The following is a 16420-nucleotide window of genomic DNA, read 5'->3' on the forward strand; positions in this document are numbered from 1 at the left end:
AGGCAAAAAGGCCATGTTGGCGCACTGGCATGCAATTTGCTCTCTTGTGAGGCAGGTTGCCTTGGCGGAGTATCCGCGCCGGCATCACCCACATTCTAAGGGCTAACTCCACTACCAGCCCGAAGCCACCCGGAGGACACCATGTCGAAGTCGGTTCAACTCATCAAAGATCATGACGTTAAATGGATTGATCTGCGCTTCACGGACACAAAAGGCACTCAGCACCACGTGACCATGCCGGCTCGCGACGCGCTGGATGATGCTTTCTTCGAAGAAGGCAAAATGTTCGACGGTTCCTCCATTGCCGGCTGGAAAGGCATCGAAGCTTCCGACATGATCCTGATGCCGGACGACAGCACTGCCGTGCTGGACCCGTTCACCGAAGAGCCTACCCTGATCATCGTCTGCGACGTGATCGAGCCTTCGACCATGCAAGGCTACGACCGCGACCCGCGTGCGATCGCCAAGCGCGCCGAGGAATACCTGAAGTCGACCGGTATCGGTGACACCGTATTCGTAGGTCCCGAGCCAGAATTCTTCATCTTTGACCAAGTGAAGTTCAAGTCCGACATCTCCGGCTCCATGTTCAAGATCTATTCCGAACAAGGTTCGTGGATGTCCGACCAGGACGTGGAAGGCGGCAACCATGGCCACCGTCCAGGTATCAAAGGTGGCTACTTCCCAGTTCCGCCATTCGACCATGACCACGAAATCCGTACCTCCATGTGCAACGCCATGGAAGACATGGGCCTGGTCATCGAAGTGCATCACCACGAAGTGGCGACTGCCGGCCAGAACGAAATCGGTGTGAAGTTCAACACCCTGGTCGCCAAGGCTGACGAAGTTCAGACCCTGAAGTACTGCGTACACAACACTGCCGTTGCTTACGGCCGTACCGCTACCTTCATGCCTAAGCCTCTGTACGGCGATAACGGTTCGGGTATGCACGTTCACCTGTCCATCGCCAAAGATGGCAAGAACACCTTCGCTGGCGAAGGTTATGCCGGCCTGTCCGACACCGCCCTGTACTTCATCGGCGGCATCATCAAGCACGGTAAGGCGCTGAACGGCTTCACCAACCCGTCGACCAACTCCTACAAGCGTCTGGTCCCAGGTTTCGAAGCGCCGGTAATGCTGGCCTACTCGGCTCGCAACCGCTCCGCGTCGATCCGCATTCCCTACGTGTCCAGCCCTCGTGCTCGCCGTATCGAAGCCCGCTTCCCGGATCCGGCAGCCAACCCGTACCTGGCCTTCGCTGCGCTGGTAATGGCCGGCCTGGACGGTATCCAGAACAAGATCCACCCTGGCGACGCCGCCGACAAAAACTTGTACGACCTGCCGCCTGAAGAGGCCAAAGAGATCCCACAAGTGTGCGGCAGCCTGAAAGAAGCCCTGGAAGAGCTGGACAAGGGCCGTGCGTTCCTGACCAAAGGCGGCGTGTTCAGCGACGACTTTATCGATGCGTACATCGAGCTGAAAAGCGCAGAAGAAATCAAGGTTCGCACCTTCGTACACCCACTGGAATACGAGCTGTACTACAGCTGCTGATCCGGTAGCGCTACTTAACGTGGCGTGATGAAAAAGGCCTCCTTCGGGAGGTCTTTTTTTTTGCGCGAAATATATCCCCTGCAGGAGCCGGCTTGCTGGCGAAAAAACGCACAGGCGCCGCGTTCATTCTGGAAAACCGCGCTATCGTTAACGTCCATCGCTGGCAAGCCAGCGCCTACAGGGGATTGCCTTTGAAACATCGACTCGTACTTGCCTTGCTGTTCGCCACTGCCACGGCCAACGCTGCACCACCCACCCTCGAACCGTTGCTCAACAGCATCGCCGAACGCCTGGCGATTGCCGATCAGGTGGCCCTGAGCAAATGGGATAGCAAAAAACCCGTAGAGGACAAGAAACGCGAACAAGAGGTGATCGCCAGCGTCGTCGCCCAGGCACCAGGCTACAAACTGGACCCTGCCGCTGCCGAGCAATTTTTTTCGGCGCAGATCGAGGCGAATAAAATGGTGCAGTACACCCGCCTGTCCGACTGGCAATTCCAGGGCAAGGCGCCCGACGACCCGCGTCCGGACTTGGTTGGGCAGATTCGCCCACAGCTGGACCAGTTGCAAAAACGTCTGCTGCAGCAACTGGCGGACTTCAGCCCCGAACGCAGCAACCCCCAATGCTCGCAGTGGTTGGCCACGGCCGTCCACAAACCGCTTCACGACCCACTACAGCAGATCGCAACGATCCGCGCGACCGCTGAACTGTGCATCCAGACGCCATCCACTCAATAAAGTATCGGGACTACTTGATTTGAGGCACCGTCCGGCATCTTCGCCTCGAACGGTAAACGTAGCCTGACCGGCCACTTACCGAACAGGATGGAACCATGGACGCCCTCAAACACTTGATCGCGACAGCGGCCTGCTTGTGTGCGCTCGGCTGCAGCAGCCCGCTGAAAGACACCGCGCAGGTCGACAAGGAGCTACTGCTGCAGAGCAGCGCGTCATGGGATGGCGCGCCCTACACAGCCTACCCTTCCGGCGCGCCGCAACTCACGCTATTACGCCTCAGGATACCGGCAAATACGCAACTGCCCTGGCACAGCCATCCAATGCCTAACGCCGCGTATATCGTATCGGGGGAACTGACCGTTGAAACCCGCTCGGGCGGACTGGTTCGCACGCTGAAACCAGGGCAAACCCTGGCCGAGATGGTCGGTACAGTCCATCGCGGCACCACCGGCAACACGCCAGTCGAGCTTTTGGTGTTTTACGCCGGTACCCCGGACATGCCACTGTCACAGCCACACTGATACCGCCCCCTTCGCCAGAATCGTTTTCGAGCGCGCCGAAAACGATTCCGCCACTTCCTGAACAACCTTCACAAATTCGCACTATATTGGTGCAACACATCGCACCCTTCCCACCTACCCAACCCATTTTGGTTCGAAACTTCCCGATGAAGCAGGCAGAACGCCACAGTTTCGAGCCTGAAATACCTATTTCATGGCTTTAACGCTTCTTTTCGGAGCCTTGGTTTGTTTTTTGCAGTTTCCTTTTATCAGCGTGCGCCTCAAGCCCGCGCCTTGCTCCAAAAGAGGTCCTGATGACCATTAGCGATGCACTGCACCGTTTGTTACTCGACAACCTGACCACCGCGACCATTCTGCTCAATGACGACCTGCGCCTTGAGTACATGAACCCGGCGGCGGAGATGCTCCTGGCCATCAGCGGCCAGCGCAGCCATGGGCAGTTCATCAGCGAATTGTTCACCGAGTCGGCCGAAGCCCTGAGCTCGTTGCGCCAGGCCGTGGAGCAGGCACACCCGTTCACCAAGCGCGAGGCGATGCTCACCGCCCTGACCGGGCAGACGCTGACCGTCGACTACGCCGTGACCCCGATCCTGAGCAACGGCAGCACCCTGCTGCTGCTCGAAGTGCACCCCCGTGACCGCCTGCTGCGGATCACCAAGGAAGAAGCGCAGCTGTCCAAGCAGGAAACCAGCAAGATGCTGGTGCGCGGCCTGGCCCATGAGATCAAGAACCCCCTCGGCGGGATTCGTGGCGCGGCGCAACTGCTCGCCCGCGAACTGCCGGACGAGAACCTCAAGGACTACACCAACGTCATCATCGAAGAGGCCGACCGCCTGCGTAACCTGGTCGACCGCATGCTCGGCTCCAACAAGCTGCCGTCGCTGGCGATGACCAACGTGCACGAAGTGCTGGAGCGCGTCTGCCACCTGGTCGAGGCCGAAAGCCAAGGCTGCATCACCTTGGTTCGCGACTACGACCCGAGCATCCCCGACGTCTTGATCGACCGCGAACAGATGATCCAGGCGGTGCTCAATATCGTGCGCAACGCCATGCAGGCCATCAGCAGCCAGAACGAGCTGCGCCTTGGCCGTATCAGCCTGCGCACCCGTGCCCTGCGTCAGTTCACCATCGGCCATGTGCGCCATCGCCTGGTGACCAAGGTCGAGATCATCGACAACGGCCCGGGCATTCCTGCGGAACTCCAGGAAACCATTTTCTTTCCCATGGTCAGCGGCCGCCCGGACGGTACCGGGCTGGGCCTGGCCATTACCCAGAACATCATCAGCCAGCACCAGGGTCTGATCGAATGTGAGAGCCATCCTGGCCACACCACCTTCTCGATCTTTCTGCCTCTGGAACAAGGAGCCCCATCGACATGAGCCGTAGTGAAACTGTGTGGATCGTCGATGACGACCGTTCTATCCGCTGGGTCCTCGAGAAAGCCTTGCAACAGGAAGGCATGACCACCCAGAGCTTCGACAGCGCCGATGGGGTAATGAGCCGCCTGGCGCGCCAGCAGCCCGACGTAATCATCTCCGACATCCGCATGCCCGGCGCCAGTGGCCTGGACCTGCTGGCGCGGATTCGCGAGCAGCACCCGCGCCTGCCGGTGATCATCATGACCGCGCACTCGGACCTGGACAGCGCTGTCGCGTCCTACCAGGGCGGCGCCTTTGAATACCTGCCCAAGCCGTTCGACGTGGACGAGGCGGTGGCGCTGGTCAAGCGCGCCAACCAGCACGCCCAGGAACAGCAAAACCAGGAAGCCCCACCAGCCCTGACCCGCACCCCGGAAATCATCGGTGAAGCACCGGCGATGCAGGAAGTGTTTCGCGCCATCGGGCGCTTGAGCCACTCCAACATCACCGTGTTGATCAATGGCGAATCCGGTACCGGTAAAGAGCTGGTGGCCCACGCCCTGCACCGTCACAGCCCACGCGCAGCGTCGCCGTTTATCGCGCTGAACATGGCGGCGATTCCGAAGGATTTGATGGAGTCCGAGCTGTTCGGACATGAGAAAGGCGCGTTTACCGGCGCGGCCAACCTGCGGCGCGGCCGGTTTGAACAGGCTGACGGCGGCACGCTGTTCCTCGACGAAATCGGCGACATGCCGGCCGACACCCAAACCCGCCTGTTGCGCGTGCTGGCGGACGGCGAGTTCTATCGCGTCGGCGGCCACACGCCGGTCAAGGTCGACGTGCGCATCATCGCTGCGACCCACCAGAATCTCGAAACCCTGGTGCACGCGGGCAAATTCCGTGAGGACTTGTTCCACCGCCTCAACGTGATCCGCATCCACATCCCACGCATGTCGGACCGCCGCGAAGACATCCCGACGCTTGCTCGCCACTTCCTCAGCCGCGCCGCCCAGGAGCTGGCCGTCGAGCCGAAGCTGCTGAAAAGCGAGACCGAGGAATACCTGAAGAACCTGCCGTGGCCCGGCAACGTGCGCCAACTGGAGAACACTTGCCGCTGGATTACGGTGATGGCGTCCGGCCGCGAAGTGCATATCAGCGACCTGCCGCCGGAACTGTTGAGCCTGCCGCAGGATTCGGCACCCGTGACCAACTGGGAACAGGCACTGCGCCAATGGGCCGACCAGGCCCTGGCACGCGGCCAGTCGAACCTGCTGGACAGCGCCGTGCCGGCCTTCGAGCGGATCATGATCGAAACCGCGCTCAAGCACACCGCCGGTCGCCGTCGCGATGCCGCCGTGCTGCTGGGTTGGGGCCGCAACACCCTGACTCGCAAGATCAAGGAGTTGGGGATGAAGGTTGATGGCGGGGATGATGACGAGGGCGATGACGCCTGATCAAAAATCCCTGATCCACTGAAAATCCAATGTGGGAGGGGGCTTGCTCCCGATATCGGTGTATCAGTGACACATCTGTTGACTGACACACTGCTATCGGGAGCAAGCCCCCTCCCACATTTGGATCTCCACTAAGTTTCAGGACAGTGCACCGCTTCAATGCACCACGAACCGGCATCGAGCACCGATCCAAGCCCTGAAATATCAGCCTCACAGAAAAATATCTGAAAGCCGAAAACACCAAAGCCCCGTATTCCGGGGCTTTGCGCTTTCTGGAGATTTTTTTTGCACAACTTGGCGACTCTGGCACGCGCCCTGCAATAACCCTTGTACTACCCAGTTTCGGGGACCTTGGTACAGGCAGGCCGAGAATCCCCTCTTTACACCGGGGTGCTTGATGCGAACAGCGTCGCGCTCCACACCGCTTTGGGGAACCTCGGTACAGGCAGGCCGAGGACTCCCTCTTTAACACCGAAGCGCTTTACGGCTTCACCCCGTTTTGGGAGCCCTGGTACAGGCAGGCGGGAACTCCCTTCTTTATACCCGGGGCTTATGCGGCACAGCGCCCATAGCCCCAGCCCGTTTTGGGAACCTTGGTACAGGCAGGCCGGGGATTCCCTCTTTTATTGCTCTTGGAGATGGATCTCCAGCCGCCAGCGACCTTCGACCTTCTCCCCTTTCCATTCCCCGCGCAATGGCCGAGCCGCCACCAGGTTCAGCAGCAAGCCGCCATCGGTCTTGCGGATGTGCCAGTTCACATCCTTGTCATTGACCTTGAGTTGCCCACCGGCGGCCTTGCCCTGTGCATCGAACAACAGCGCCACAGTGCCGTCGACATGTTCGCCATGCAGCTTGGGTTCGCTGTTGAACCACACCACCACGCCATCAGCGGCAGGCTCGACCTGCTGCAGCTCAACCGGGTCTGGCGTAGTCAGGCGGCCGATCATCAGGCCCACCATCAAGCCGACAATCGCCAACGAGCCTAAAACCCGTGGCAATAGCTTCGGCCTGGGGTCTTCTTCAGGGGTAGAATGCAGCGCATCTTTGCCTTCGGAGCCGTGCATGTTTCACGTCATCCTTTTTCAACCAGAAATTCCGCCGAATACCGGCAACGTTATCAGGCTGTGCGCCAACAGTGGCTGCCACCTGCATTTGATCGAGCCCCTGGGCTTCGACATGGACGACAAGCGCCTGCGACGTGCCGGGCTGGACTATCACGAGTACGCCACGCTCCAGCGCCACGCCGACCTTGCCAGTTGCCTGGAAAGCCTTGGCCACCCACGACTGTTCGCGTTCACCACCAAGGGCTCGCGGCCGTTCCATGATGCCAGCTTTGCCGAAGGCGATGCCTTCCTGTTCGGCCCGGAAAGCCGTGGCCTGCCGGCCGACGTGCTCGACGCCCTGCCCGACGGCCATCGCCTGCGCTTGCCGATGCGCGAGGGCTGCCGCAGCCTGAACCTGTCCAACACCGTAGCCGTCGCGGTTTACGAAGGCTGGCGCCAACTCGGCTTCAAGTAACACACATAGCAAATGTGGGAGGGGGCTTGCCCCCGATGGCGGAGTGTCAGTCGACATCTATGTGACTGATCCACCGCTATCGGGAGCAAGCCCCCTCCCACATTGGGTTCTGCGTCGGGTTCGAAATTACTGAACCGTCGGTGCGCCTTCCTGTTGCATGCGCTGCAGCTCTTGCGCATACAGGGCATCGAAGTTCACCGGAGCCAGCATCAGCGCCGGGAACGAGCCACGGGTGACCAGGCTGTCCAGGGTCTCACGGGCGTACGGGAACAGGATGTTCGGGCAGAACGCACCCAGGGTGTGGCTCATGGACGCTTCGTCCAGGCCCTGGATCAGGAAGATACCGGCCTGTTGCACTTCAGCAATGAAGGCTACTTCTTCGCCGTTCTTGACGGTGACCGACAGGGTCAGCACAACTTCGTGGAAGTCGCCTTCCAGTGCCTTTTGACGGGTGTTCAGGTCCAGCGCAACGCTTGGGGTCCATTCCTGGCGGAAGATGGCCGGGCTTTTCGGCGCTTCGAACGACAGGTCACGCACGTAGATACGCTGCAGGGAAAATTGTGGGCCTTGAGCCTCTTCTGCTGCCGCTTCGGTGTTCTGTTGGTCAGTCATCGCAGATCCTTCTTGATCTTGGGGTCTTTTAGGGTTTAGGAGTCAGACGTGAAGCAGCGCATCCAATTTACCGGCGCGCTCCAGGGCGAACAGGTCGTCGCATCCACCGATGTGCTTGGCGCCGATCCAGATCTGCGGCACCGACGTGCGCCCCGCCTTCTGGGCCATTTCGGCGCGCACCTGGGGCTTGCCGTCGACCTTGATCTCTTCGAAGGCAACGCCCTTCTTCTCCAGCAAGGCTTTGGCCCGCATGCAGTAAGGGCACCAATCGCTGGAATACACGACAACCTGGCTCATATCACTTCACCAGCGGCAGGTTATCGCCGCGCCAGCTGCTGATGCCGCCGGACAGTTTGGCGGCGATGAAACCGGTCTTGAGCATTTCGCGGGCGTGGGTGCCGGCGTGCTGGCCTTGAGCGTCGACCAGAATAATGGTCTTGGCCTTGTACTTTTCCAACTCGGCCAGGCGCGCGATCAGCTTGTCCTGTGGAATGTTCAGGGCACCGACGATATGGCCAGCGGCAAAATCCTTGGCTGGGCGGATATCCACGACAACGGCCTCATCCTTGTTGACCAGTGCGGTCAGCTCCGACGTGCTCAGGCTGCGGCCACCGCGGCTCAACTCATGAGCGATCAGCAGCGCCAGCAGGATGACGAAGGCACCCGCGAGCAGATAGTGGGCAGTGGCAAATGCAATCAGGTGATCAACCATCAAGGAGGTTCCAGGGCGTTAAAATGGCGGTAAGTATACACAGCCGCCATGGTCGGCCAACCCCCGTAAAGCGGTGACGTGGTCGGAACTTCGCTTTAAACTGCCACTCCCTTTTTAATTGCCTTCCTTTATTACCGCCGCGAGAGGATCTATGACTACTACGCCTAAACCTTTGGTCCTGATAATTCTCGATGGCTTCGGACACAGTGAAAGCCACCACGACAACGCCGTGTGGGCGGCCAAGAAGCCCGTACTCGACCGCCTGACCGCCACCGTACCCAACGGCCTGATCTCCGGTTCCGGCATGGACGTGGGCCTGCCGGACGGCCAGATGGGCAACTCGGAAGTCGGCCACATGAATCTCGGCGCCGGACGAGTGGTCTATCAAGACTTCACACGCGTGACCAAATCGATCCGCGACGGCGAGTTCTTCGAGAACCCGACCATCTGCGCGGCGGTGGATAAAGCAGTCGCTGCCGGCAAGGCCGTGCACTTCATGGGCCTGCTGTCCGACGGCGGCGTACACAGCCACCAGGACCACCTGATCGCCATGGCCGAACTGGCCTTCAAGCGCGGCGCCGACAAGATTTACCTGCACGCCTTCCTCGACGGCCGCGACACTCCGCCGAAAAGCGCGCAGTCGTCCATCGAACTGCTGGACGAGACCTTCAAGACCCTCGGCAAGGGCCGCATCGCCAGCCTGGTCGGCCGCTACTTCGCCATGGACCGCGACAACCGTTGGGACCGCGTGTCCCAGGCCTACAACCTGATCGTCGACGGCCAGGCCGAATTCAACGCCGCCACCGCCCAGGAAGGCCTGGAAGCCGCCTACGCCCGTGGCGAGAGCGATGAGTTCGTCAAAGCCACCACCATCGGCGAGCCGGTGAAAGTCGAAGACGGCGACGCCGTGGTTTTCATGAACTTCCGCGCCGACCGTGCCCGCGAACTGAGCCGCGTGTTTGTCGAAGACGGCTTCAAGGAATTCGAGCGCGCGCGCCAGCCAAAAGTCCAATACGTAGGCCTGACCCAATACGCCGCCAGCATCCCGGCCCCCGCCGCGTTTGCAGCCGGCAGCCTGGAAAACGTGCTGGGCGACTACCTGGCGAAAAACGGCAAGACTCAACTGCGCATTGCCGAAACCGAAAAGTACGCCCACGTGACTTTCTTCTTCTCGGGCGGGCGTGAAGAACCGTTCCCCGGCGAAGAGCGCATCCTGATCCCTTCGCCAAAAGTCGCCACCTACGACCTGCAACCGGAAATGAGCGCGCCGGAAGTCACCGACAAGATCGTCGACGCCATCGTCAACCAGCGTTATGACGTGATCGTGGTCAACTACGCCAACGGCGACATGGTCGGCCACAGCGGCAACCTGGAAGCCGCCACCAAGGCCGTGGAATGCCTGGACCTGTGCGTCGGCCGCATCGTCGACGCCCTGGAAAAAGTCGGCGGCGAAGCCCTGATCACCGCCGACCACGGCAACTGCGAGCAGATGTCCGACGAATCCACCGGCCAGGCGCACACCGCCCACACTACCGAGCCGGTGCCGTTCATCTACGTCGGCAAGCGCGACCTGAAAGTGCGTGCTGGCGGCGTGCTGGCGGATGTGGCGCCGACCATGTTGATGCTGATGGGGCTGGAGAAGCCGGTGGAGATGACTGGTACTTCGATTCTGGTTTGATGATCGTTCCCACGCTCTGCGTGGGAATGCTCGGTTTAACCGCTAAACCAAACGATTAAATCGCCCTAAACGGCTTTTTAAGACGAACGCCTCAAAGCAGTTGGCTTTGAGGCGTTTTTTTTGCGGCGCTTGGCGGGCATACTAGGCCGTCCATTTCCCTGGTGTCGCCCGCCTCTATGCTTCGCGCCTTGATTACCCTCGCTCTTGTCTGCCTGCTCCAACCGGCGTTTGCCGATGAGCGCGCACAAACCCAACAACAGTTGGACGCTACGCGTCAGGACATTACCGAGCTGAAAAAACTGCTCGGCAAGCTCCAGGAAGAAAAATCCGGGGTGCAGAAAGACCTGCGCGGCACGGAAACCGAAATGGGCAAGCTCGAGAAGCAGGTCCAGGAGCTGCAAAAAGAATTAAAGAAGAGCGAGTCGGAACTGGAGCGACTCGACGCTGAGAAAAAAAAACTCCAGAGCGCACGCGTTGAACAGCAACGCCTGATCGCGATCCAGGCCCGCGCCGCCTACCAGAGCGGCCGCCAGGAATACCTCAAGCTGTTGCTCAACCAGCAGAACCCGGAAAAATTCGCGCGCACCCTCACCTATTACGACTACTTGAGCCAGGCACGCCTGGCGCAATTGAAGGGTTTCAACGAAACCCTGCGCCAGCTGGCGAATGTCGAACAGGAAATCGCCGACCAGCAGTCGCAACTGCTCGACCAGAAAAGCGCCCTCGACACCCAGCGCGACCAGCTCGACCAGGTACGCAAGGAACGCCAGTTGGCCCTGGCCAAGCTCAATGACGACGTGAAAGCCCGCGACGCCAAGTTGCAAGCCCGCGAGCAGGACCAGGCCGACCTCGGCAAAGTCCTCAAAACCATCGAAGAAACCCTGGCCCGCCAGGCACGTGAGGCCGAAGAAGCGCGCCAGAAAGCGCTGATCGCCCAGCAGGAAGCCGAAAAAAAGCGTCAGCGTGAGGCCGAACTGGCAGCCACGACTGACGCTCCGGCACCGCGTAAACCGGCGCATGCAGCCCCTGGCCCGCTGGTTTCCAGCGCCGGCGAGTCCTTCGGCGGCCCTTTTGCTTCAGCCCGCGGCAAACTTCCATGGCCAGTTGATGGTCGACTACTGGCACGCTTTGGTGAAACCCGTGGCGATGACACCCGCGCCAAGTGGGACGGCGTGATGATCAGCGCCTCCGCAGGCAGCCAGGTGCATGCCGTTCACGGCGGGCGCGTGGTGTTTGCCGATTGGCTGCGTGGCGCCGGCTTGCTGGTGATTCTTGACCACGGTAATGGCTATTTGAGCCTTTACGGCCACAATCAGACTTTACTCAAGTCGGCAGGTGATGTTGTAAAAGCCGGTGAATCCATCTCCACTGTCGGTAACAGTGGTGGCCAGGACACCCCGGCGCTGTACTTCGCTATTCGTCAGCAGGGCCGCCCGAGCGACCCTGCACAATGGTGCCGCACCCAAGGATAGGGTCTGACAGGTCGTGTTGACGGTTAATGACAGCCGCGCCGCGCCCCGGAAGGCGCAAGTCCGGCATGAGGAATTAAATGTGTATGTCCAAAATGAACGACGAGTAACGATGCGCCTTCCGTGGCGCGGCCCTTCGGGTTAAAGCTGTGAGCGCGCCTTGCCTGGCACACTCACAACTCCAACGCGACCATCATTAATCGTCAACACGACCTGTAATACATTAGGAGTTCGTTCGACATGCTGCATTTGTCCCGCCTCACTTCGCTGGCCCTGACGATCGCCCTGGTGATCGGCGCGCCTCTGGCTTTCGCCGACCCGGCCGCTGCGGCTGCACCCGCCGCCACGTCCGCGACCACGGCCGTGACCACCAAGGCGCCGTTGCCGCTGGACGAGCTGCGCACCTTTGCCGAGGTCATGGACCGGATCAAGGCAGCCTATGTCGAACCCGTAGACGATAAGACCCTGCTGGAAAATGCCATAAAGGGCATGCTCAGCAACCTCGACCCGCACTCCGCCTACCTGGGGCCGGAAGATTTCGCCGAGCTGCAGGAAAGCACCAGCGGTGAATTCGGCGGCCTGGGCATTGAAGTCGGTGCCGAGGACGGTAACATCAAGGTCGTCTCGCCGATCGATGACACCCCCGCGTCAAAGGCCGGCATCCAGGCCGGTGACTTTATCGTCAAGATCAATGGCCAACCAACCCGTGGTCAGACCATGACCGAAGCCGTCGACAAAATGCGCGGCAAGATCGGTCAGAAAATCACCCTGACCCTGGTGCGCGACGGTGGCAACCCGTTTGACGTAACGCTGACCCGCGCAACCATCGTGGTCAAGAGCGTGAAGAGCCAGCTGCTGGAATCAGGCTACGGCTATATCCGTATCACCCAGTTCCAGGTCAAGACCGGCGACGAAGTGGCCAAGGCACTGGCCAAGCTGCGCAAGGACAACGGCAAAAAACTCAACGGCATCGTGCTCGACCTGCGTAACAACCCGGGCGGCGTGCTGCAATCGGCGGTGGAAGTGGTCGACCACTTCATCACCAAAGGCCTGATCGTCTACACCAAAGGCCGTATCGCCAACTCCGAGCTGCGTTTCTCGGCCACCGGCAACGACCTCAGCGAAAACGTCCCGCTGGCCGTGCTGATCAACGGCGGCAGCGCCTCGGCTTCGGAGATCGTCGCCGGCGCCCTGCAAGACCAGAAGCGCGGCGTGCTGATGGGCACCACCAGCTTCGGCAAAGGCTCGGTGCAAACCGTGTTGCCGTTGAACAACGAGCGCGCACTGAAGATCACCACGGCGTTGTACTACACGCCCAATGGCCGTTCGATCCAGGCTCAGGGCATCGTCCCTGACATTGAAGTACGCAAAGCCAAGATCACCAACGAGATCGACAGCGAGTACTACAAGGAAGCGGACCTGCAAGGCCACCTGGGCAATGGCAACGGCGGCGCCGACCAGCCGACCGGCAGCAGCGCGAAAGCCAAGCCGATGCCGCAGGACGATGATTACCAGCTGGCCCAGGCGCTCAGCCTGCTAAAGGGCTTGAGCATCACCCGCAGCCGTTGATATGCGTTTTGCCCTGATCATCGCGCTGCTGTGCAGCCTGGCAGGTGTCGCCCAAGCGACTCCTGCCAGCGAGCCTCACAAAGCCTACCTGACCCTCATCATCGACGACCTCGGGCAAAACCTGCCCAGGGATCGTCGTGTGCTCGCATTACCCGGCCCGGTGACGACGGCGATCATGCCCGACACACCCCACGCCGCCGAATTCGCCCGCGAAGCGCACAAGGCCGGCAAGATCGTGATCCTGCACATGCCCATGGACCCCGCCACCGGCCCGTTCGCCTGGCACCCCGAGCTGCCTATCGAAGAACTCGGCAAACGCCTGGACGCTGCGTTTCAGGCCGTGCCCTACGCCGCCGGCATCAACAACCACATGGGCAGCCGAATGACCGCGCAACCGGTCGCTATGGCCTGGTTGATGAACGAGTTGCAGCGGCGCCACAAGTTCTTCGTCGACAGCCGCACCAGCGCGCAAACCGTCGCGGCCGCCGAGGCGCAGAAGATCGGCCTGGCAAGCGTCTCACGGGATGTGTTCCTCGATGACGAGCGCACCGAAGCGGCAATCACCACGCAATTGCAGACTGCGATCAAGCTGGCCCACAAGCAGGGGTCAGCCGTGATGATCGGCCACCCGTACCCACAGACGCTGGCGGTGCTGGAGCGCGAGCTGCCCAAGCTCAAGGCTCAGGGCATCGAGTGGATTGATATCAAGTTGATGATCAGCGTGCGCAGCAATCAGGCGATGGCCGCGCATGGCAAGAGCGGCCAATACCGCTAGAGAATACGGCGACTACACCCTGTAGCAGCTGGCTTGCCAGCGCCTACAGGTGTTCCTGCCGGTTACAGATACTTCGCCATGATCTCGTCGACGACGCCATCTTTACGCAGTTGGTCCAGCGCAGCCTGAAGCTTGGCTACCAACTCGTCCGGCACGTCTTTGTTCAGCGCGAGGTAGAGCTGGGCACTGTTGAAGCGCAGGACCGTCTTGAGCCCGGTCACGCCCACCTGGCGCGCCAGATAGCGCCCGGCCGGATCGCCGGTGGCCCAGAGGTCGATCTGGCCGTCCACGAGCTTCTGCGCATTATCCTGGTCACGCAGTACCACAACCGGATTGAGTCCCTGCTTCTCGAGGGTCTCGGCAATCGCGTCGCCCTTGTAGGCGCCAATTTTGTAGCCGCTGGCGTGCTGCAGGTCGTCGAGCTGGATCTTGCTGTCGGCCTTGGCCAGCATCACCCAATCATCCGGCCCGATGGGCCCGACCCATTTGAACAACGCTTCGCGATCCGGCAGGCGCGCCATCACGAATACACCGTAGCCAGGTTTTTCCAGGGCGAGCTTGTAGATTCGCTCCCAGGGGAAACGCAGGGTGAGGTTGTAGGAAATGCCGGCACGCTTGAAGGTTTCGCGCACGATGTCCACGGCGATGCCTTCGATGTTCTCGTCCTTGGCGAAGTTCTTGCCGTTTTTCGCCATGTTGTAGGGCGGGAAGTTTTCCGTCAGCAACACCACGGCGGCGTCAGACGGCTCTTCGGCTTGAGCAGCACCGACCATCAGCATGGAGGTACTGGCGAAGGCGAGCAGCAGGTGTTTGAACATGAAAGTTACCGGAATCCATGGCAAGCGCAGAGAGTGCCGCGCGCCTGCCATGGTGTCCAGCAGCGTTTAACGAACCACGATACCGCGCGCAGCCATGTAGGCCTTCGCCTCGGGAACGGTGTACTCGCCAAAGTGGAAAATACTCGCCGCCAGCACCGCGCTGGCGTGGCCTTCGATCACGCCGTCGGCCAGGTGCTGCAGGTTGCCGACGCCGCCGGACGCAATCACCGGAATCCCCAGCGCATCGCTGATGGCACGGGTCACGCCCAGGTCGAAGCCGTTCTTCATGCCGTCCTGGTCCATGCTGGTCAGCAGGATCTCACCGGCGCCCAGGCCTTCCATCTTCATCGCCCACTCCACCGCGTCCAGGCCGGTCGGCTTGCGACCGCCGTGGGTGAAGATCTCCCAGCGCGGGGTTTCGCCCGGGCCGGAGACTTTCTTGGCGTCGATGGCGACCACGATGCATTGCGAACCGAAATGCTGCGCGGCTTCGCCAACGAACTCTGGGTTGAACACCGCGGCCGTGTTGATCGAGACCTTGTCCGCGCCGGCATTGAGCAGGTTACGGATGTCTTGCACGGTGCGCACGCCACCGCCCACGGTCAGCGGGATAAACACCTGGCTGGCCATGCGCTCGACGGTATGCAGCGTGGTGTCGCGGCCGTCGACGCTGGCGGTGATGTCGAGAAAGGTAATCTCGTCGGCACCTTGCTCATCGTAGCGACGGGCGATTTCCACCGGGTCGCCGGCGTCACGGATGTTCTCGAACTTGACGCCCTTGACCACGCGACCGTTGTCAACGTCCAGGCAAGGGATGATGCGTTTGGCCAGCGCCATGGTCAGTCCTCAGCCGTTGTAGGCATCGCAGTAAGCCTGGGCTTCGGCGACGTCCAGGGTACCTTCGTAGATCGCGCGGCCGGTGATGGCGCCGATGATGCCTGGAGCCTTGGCGTCCAGCAGCGACTTGATATCGCCCAGGTTGTGGATACCGCCGGAAGCGATCACCGGGATCCTGGTGGCAGCGGCCAGCGCAGCGGTGAACGGTACGTTGCAGCCCTGCATCATGCCGTCTTTGGCGATGTCGGTATAAACGATGGCGGACACGCCGTCGGCTTCGAACTGCTTGGCCAGGTCGATCACCTGAATGGTGCTGATTTCAGCCCAGCCGTCGGTGGCGACAAAACCATCTTTAGCATCCAGACCCACGATGACCTTGCCTGGGAACGCGCGGCAAGCCTCGGCCACGAAGGCTGGGTCTTTCACGGCCTTGGTGCCGATGATCACGTAGCTCACGCCGGCTTTCACGTAGTGCTCGATGGTTTCCAGGGAGCGGATACCGCCACCGATCTGGATCGGCAGGTTCGGGTAGCGCTTGGCGATCGCGGTGACCACCTCGCCATTGACCGGCTGGCCTTCGAAGGCGCCGTTCAAGTCCACCAGATGCAGACGACGGCAACCCCCTTCCACCCATTTGGCGGCCATGCTCACTGGGTCATCGGAGAACACAGTGGAATCTTCCATGCGGCCCTGGCGCAGACGTACGCAGGCGCCGTCCTTGAGATCGATAGCGGGGATAATTAGCATGCTTTTCCTTCGTCAAAGAGCTGCAAGCTGCGAGCTATAAGCTGCAAGCAAGCACGCGTATTAAGTC

General features: G+C 60.8%; 17 protein-coding genes. 10 read left to right on the top strand and 7 right to left on the bottom strand.

Annotation, left to right across the window (positions count from 1 at the left end; all coding sequences use genetic code 11):
• The first annotated feature begins 141 nt into the window (after nucleotides 1–141).
• The 5 genes from glnA to ntrC all read left to right on the top strand — a co-directional run bounded on the left by glnA (nucleotide 142) and on the right by ntrC (nucleotide 5618).
• Entirely contained in the window at nucleotides 142–1548 is a 1407-nt protein-coding gene (gene glnA, locus ACR52_RS09515) for a type I glutamate--ammonia ligase (RefSeq protein WP_003171128.1), read from the top strand.
• 191 nt (nucleotides 1549–1739) lie between these two features.
• The gene (locus ACR52_RS09520; protein WP_048723450.1) at nucleotides 1740–2285 is read left to right on the top strand and encodes a chorismate mutase; all 546 of its coding nucleotides are present in this window, start codon (nucleotides 1740–1742) and stop codon (nucleotides 2283–2285) included.
• A gap of 95 nt (nucleotides 2286–2380) precedes the next feature.
• Nucleotides 2381–2806: a cupin domain-containing protein gene (locus tag ACR52_RS09525; RefSeq protein ID WP_048723358.1), complete on the top strand. Its 426-nt coding sequence runs from the start codon at nucleotides 2381–2383 to the stop codon at nucleotides 2804–2806.
• Nucleotides 2807–3099: 293 nt separating this feature from the next.
• On the top strand, nucleotides 3100–4185 hold the full coding sequence (gene glnL, locus ACR52_RS09530) for a nitrogen regulation protein NR(II) (RefSeq protein WP_048723365.1): 1086 nt from the start codon (nucleotides 3100–3102) through the stop codon (nucleotides 4183–4185).
• Nucleotides 4182–5618 carry a nitrogen regulation protein NR(I) gene (gene ntrC, locus ACR52_RS09535; RefSeq protein WP_048723367.1) on the top strand — a complete coding sequence of 479 codons (1437 nt, stop codon included), beginning with the start codon at nucleotides 4182–4184 and terminating at the stop codon, nucleotides 5616–5618. Before glnL ends, ntrC begins: the two co-directional genes overlap by 4 nt.
• 623 nt (nucleotides 5619–6241) lie before the next feature.
• Here the strand turns inward: ntrC and ACR52_RS09540 are convergent.
• Nucleotides 6242–6682, bottom strand: coding sequence for a hypothetical protein (locus tag ACR52_RS09540; RefSeq protein WP_048723368.1), 441 nt, complete (start codon nucleotides 6680–6682; stop codon nucleotides 6242–6244).
• Here ACR52_RS09540 and ACR52_RS09545 point away from each other — a divergent pair.
• On the top strand, nucleotides 6681–7136 hold the full coding sequence (locus ACR52_RS09545; RefSeq protein ID WP_046070509.1) for a tRNA (cytidine(34)-2'-O)-methyltransferase: 456 nt from the start codon (nucleotides 6681–6683) through the stop codon (nucleotides 7134–7136). The two genes, ACR52_RS09540 and ACR52_RS09545, sit on opposite strands and share 2 nt — an antisense overlap.
• A 126-nt stretch (nucleotides 7137–7262) precedes the next feature.
• Here ACR52_RS09545 and secB read toward each other — a convergent pair whose 3' ends face one another.
• From secB to ACR52_RS09560, 3 genes are read right to left on the bottom strand one after another with little or no spacing between them, the layout of a single operon-like run.
• Nucleotides 7263–7748, bottom strand: a complete 486-nt coding sequence (gene secB / locus ACR52_RS09550) for a protein-export chaperone SecB (RefSeq protein ID WP_048723371.1) — start codon at nucleotides 7746–7748, stop codon at nucleotides 7263–7265.
• A gap of 42 nt (nucleotides 7749–7790) precedes the next feature.
• Nucleotides 7791–8045: a glutaredoxin 3 gene (grxC, locus tag ACR52_RS09555; RefSeq protein ID WP_017849930.1), complete on the bottom strand. Its 255-nt coding sequence runs from the start codon at nucleotides 8043–8045 to the stop codon at nucleotides 7791–7793.
• 1 nt (nucleotide 8046) lies between these two features.
• A complete protein-coding gene (locus ACR52_RS09560) occupies nucleotides 8047–8460 on the bottom strand; it encodes a rhodanese-like domain-containing protein (protein ID WP_048723375.1) in 414 nt (137 codons plus the stop codon).
• 151 nt (nucleotides 8461–8611) lie between these two features.
• Here ACR52_RS09560 and gpmI point away from each other — a divergent pair, with 151 nt between their 5' ends.
• The 4 genes from gpmI to ACR52_RS09580 all read left to right on the top strand — a co-directional run bounded on the left by gpmI (nucleotide 8612) and on the right by ACR52_RS09580 (nucleotide 13951).
• Nucleotides 8612–10138, top strand: coding sequence for a 2,3-bisphosphoglycerate-independent phosphoglycerate mutase (gene gpmI / locus ACR52_RS09565; RefSeq protein WP_048723377.1), 1527 nt, complete (start codon nucleotides 8612–8614; stop codon nucleotides 10136–10138).
• 176 nt (nucleotides 10139–10314) lie between these two features.
• The gene (locus ACR52_RS09570; protein ID WP_048723379.1) at nucleotides 10315–11610 is read left to right on the top strand and encodes a murein hydrolase activator EnvC family protein; all 1296 of its coding nucleotides are present in this window, start codon (nucleotides 10315–10317) and stop codon (nucleotides 11608–11610) included.
• Between the two features lie 237 nt (nucleotides 11611–11847).
• Nucleotides 11848–13176, top strand: a complete 1329-nt coding sequence (locus ACR52_RS09575; RefSeq protein WP_048723380.1) for a S41 family peptidase — start codon at nucleotides 11848–11850, stop codon at nucleotides 13174–13176.
• 1 nt (nucleotide 13177) lies between these two features.
• Entirely contained in the window at nucleotides 13178–13951 is a 774-nt protein-coding gene (locus tag ACR52_RS09580) for a divergent polysaccharide deacetylase family protein (RefSeq protein ID WP_048723382.1), read from the top strand.
• A 62-nt stretch (nucleotides 13952–14013) separates the two neighbouring features.
• Here ACR52_RS09580 and ACR52_RS09585 read toward each other — a convergent pair whose 3' ends face one another.
• From ACR52_RS09585 to hisA, 3 genes are all read right to left on the bottom strand, one after another.
• A complete protein-coding gene (locus ACR52_RS09585) occupies nucleotides 14014–14769 on the bottom strand; it encodes a substrate-binding periplasmic protein (protein ID WP_048723384.1) in 756 nt (251 codons plus the stop codon).
• Between the two features lie 66 nt (nucleotides 14770–14835).
• The gene (hisF, locus tag ACR52_RS09590) at nucleotides 14836–15606 is read right to left on the bottom strand and encodes an imidazole glycerol phosphate synthase subunit HisF (protein WP_003171107.1); all 771 of its coding nucleotides are present in this window, start codon (nucleotides 15604–15606) and stop codon (nucleotides 14836–14838) included.
• Nucleotides 15607–15615: 9 nt separating this feature from the next.
• A complete protein-coding gene (gene hisA, locus ACR52_RS09595) occupies nucleotides 15616–16353 on the bottom strand; it encodes a 1-(5-phosphoribosyl)-5-[(5-phosphoribosylamino)methylideneamino]imidazole-4-carboxamide isomerase (RefSeq protein ID WP_048723388.1) in 738 nt (245 codons plus the stop codon).
• Nucleotides 16354–16420: the final 67 nt, after the last annotated feature.

Origin of the sequence: Pseudomonas fildesensis (assembly GCF_001050345.1) — a bacterium.
Classification (GTDB): Bacteria; Pseudomonadota; Gammaproteobacteria; order Pseudomonadales; family Pseudomonadaceae; genus Aquipseudomonas; species Aquipseudomonas fildesensis.

What these genes read in the sequence shown, in the direction of transcription:
- ACR52_RS09525 (WP_048723358.1), top strand. Translation starts at nt 2,381, where the DNA reads ATGGACGCCCTCAAACACTTGATCGCGACAGCGGCCTGCTTGTGTGCG.
- ACR52_RS09570 (WP_048723379.1), top strand. Translation starts at nt 10,315, where the DNA reads ATGCTTCGCGCCTTGATTACCCTCGCTCTTGTCTGCCTGCTCCAACCG.
- ntrC (WP_048723367.1), top strand. Translation starts at nt 4,182, where the DNA reads ATGAGCCGTAGTGAAACTGTGTGGATCGTCGATGACGACCGTTCTATC.
- ACR52_RS09545 (WP_046070509.1), top strand. Translation starts at nt 6,681, where the DNA reads ATGTTTCACGTCATCCTTTTTCAACCAGAAATTCCGCCGAATACCGGC.
- ACR52_RS09575 (WP_048723380.1), top strand. Translation starts at nt 11,848, where the DNA reads ATGCTGCATTTGTCCCGCCTCACTTCGCTGGCCCTGACGATCGCCCTG.
- hisF (WP_003171107.1), bottom strand. Translation starts at nt 15,606, where the DNA reads ATGGCGCTGGCCAAACGCATCATCCCTTGCCTGGACGTTGACAACGGT.
- ACR52_RS09580 (WP_048723382.1), top strand. Translation starts at nt 13,178, where the DNA reads ATGCGTTTTGCCCTGATCATCGCGCTGCTGTGCAGCCTGGCAGGTGTC.
- ACR52_RS09540 (WP_048723368.1), bottom strand. Translation starts at nt 6,682, where the DNA reads ATGCACGGCTCCGAAGGCAAAGATGCGCTGCATTCTACCCCTGAAGAA.
- gpmI (WP_048723377.1), top strand. Translation starts at nt 8,612, where the DNA reads ATGACTACTACGCCTAAACCTTTGGTCCTGATAATTCTCGATGGCTTC.
- glnA (WP_003171128.1), top strand. Translation starts at nt 142, where the DNA reads ATGTCGAAGTCGGTTCAACTCATCAAAGATCATGACGTTAAATGGATT.
- grxC (WP_017849930.1), bottom strand. Translation starts at nt 8,045, where the DNA reads ATGAGCCAGGTTGTCGTGTATTCCAGCGATTGGTGCCCTTACTGCATG.
- secB (WP_048723371.1), bottom strand. Translation starts at nt 7,748, where the DNA reads ATGACTGACCAACAGAACACCGAAGCGGCAGCAGAAGAGGCTCAAGGC.
- hisA (WP_048723388.1), bottom strand. Translation starts at nt 16,353, where the DNA reads ATGCTAATTATCCCCGCTATCGATCTCAAGGACGGCGCCTGCGTACGT.
- ACR52_RS09560 (WP_048723375.1), bottom strand. Translation starts at nt 8,460, where the DNA reads ATGGTTGATCACCTGATTGCATTTGCCACTGCCCACTATCTGCTCGCG.
- glnL (WP_048723365.1), top strand. Translation starts at nt 3,100, where the DNA reads ATGACCATTAGCGATGCACTGCACCGTTTGTTACTCGACAACCTGACC.
- ACR52_RS09585 (WP_048723384.1), bottom strand. Translation starts at nt 14,769, where the DNA reads ATGTTCAAACACCTGCTGCTCGCCTTCGCCAGTACCTCCATGCTGATG.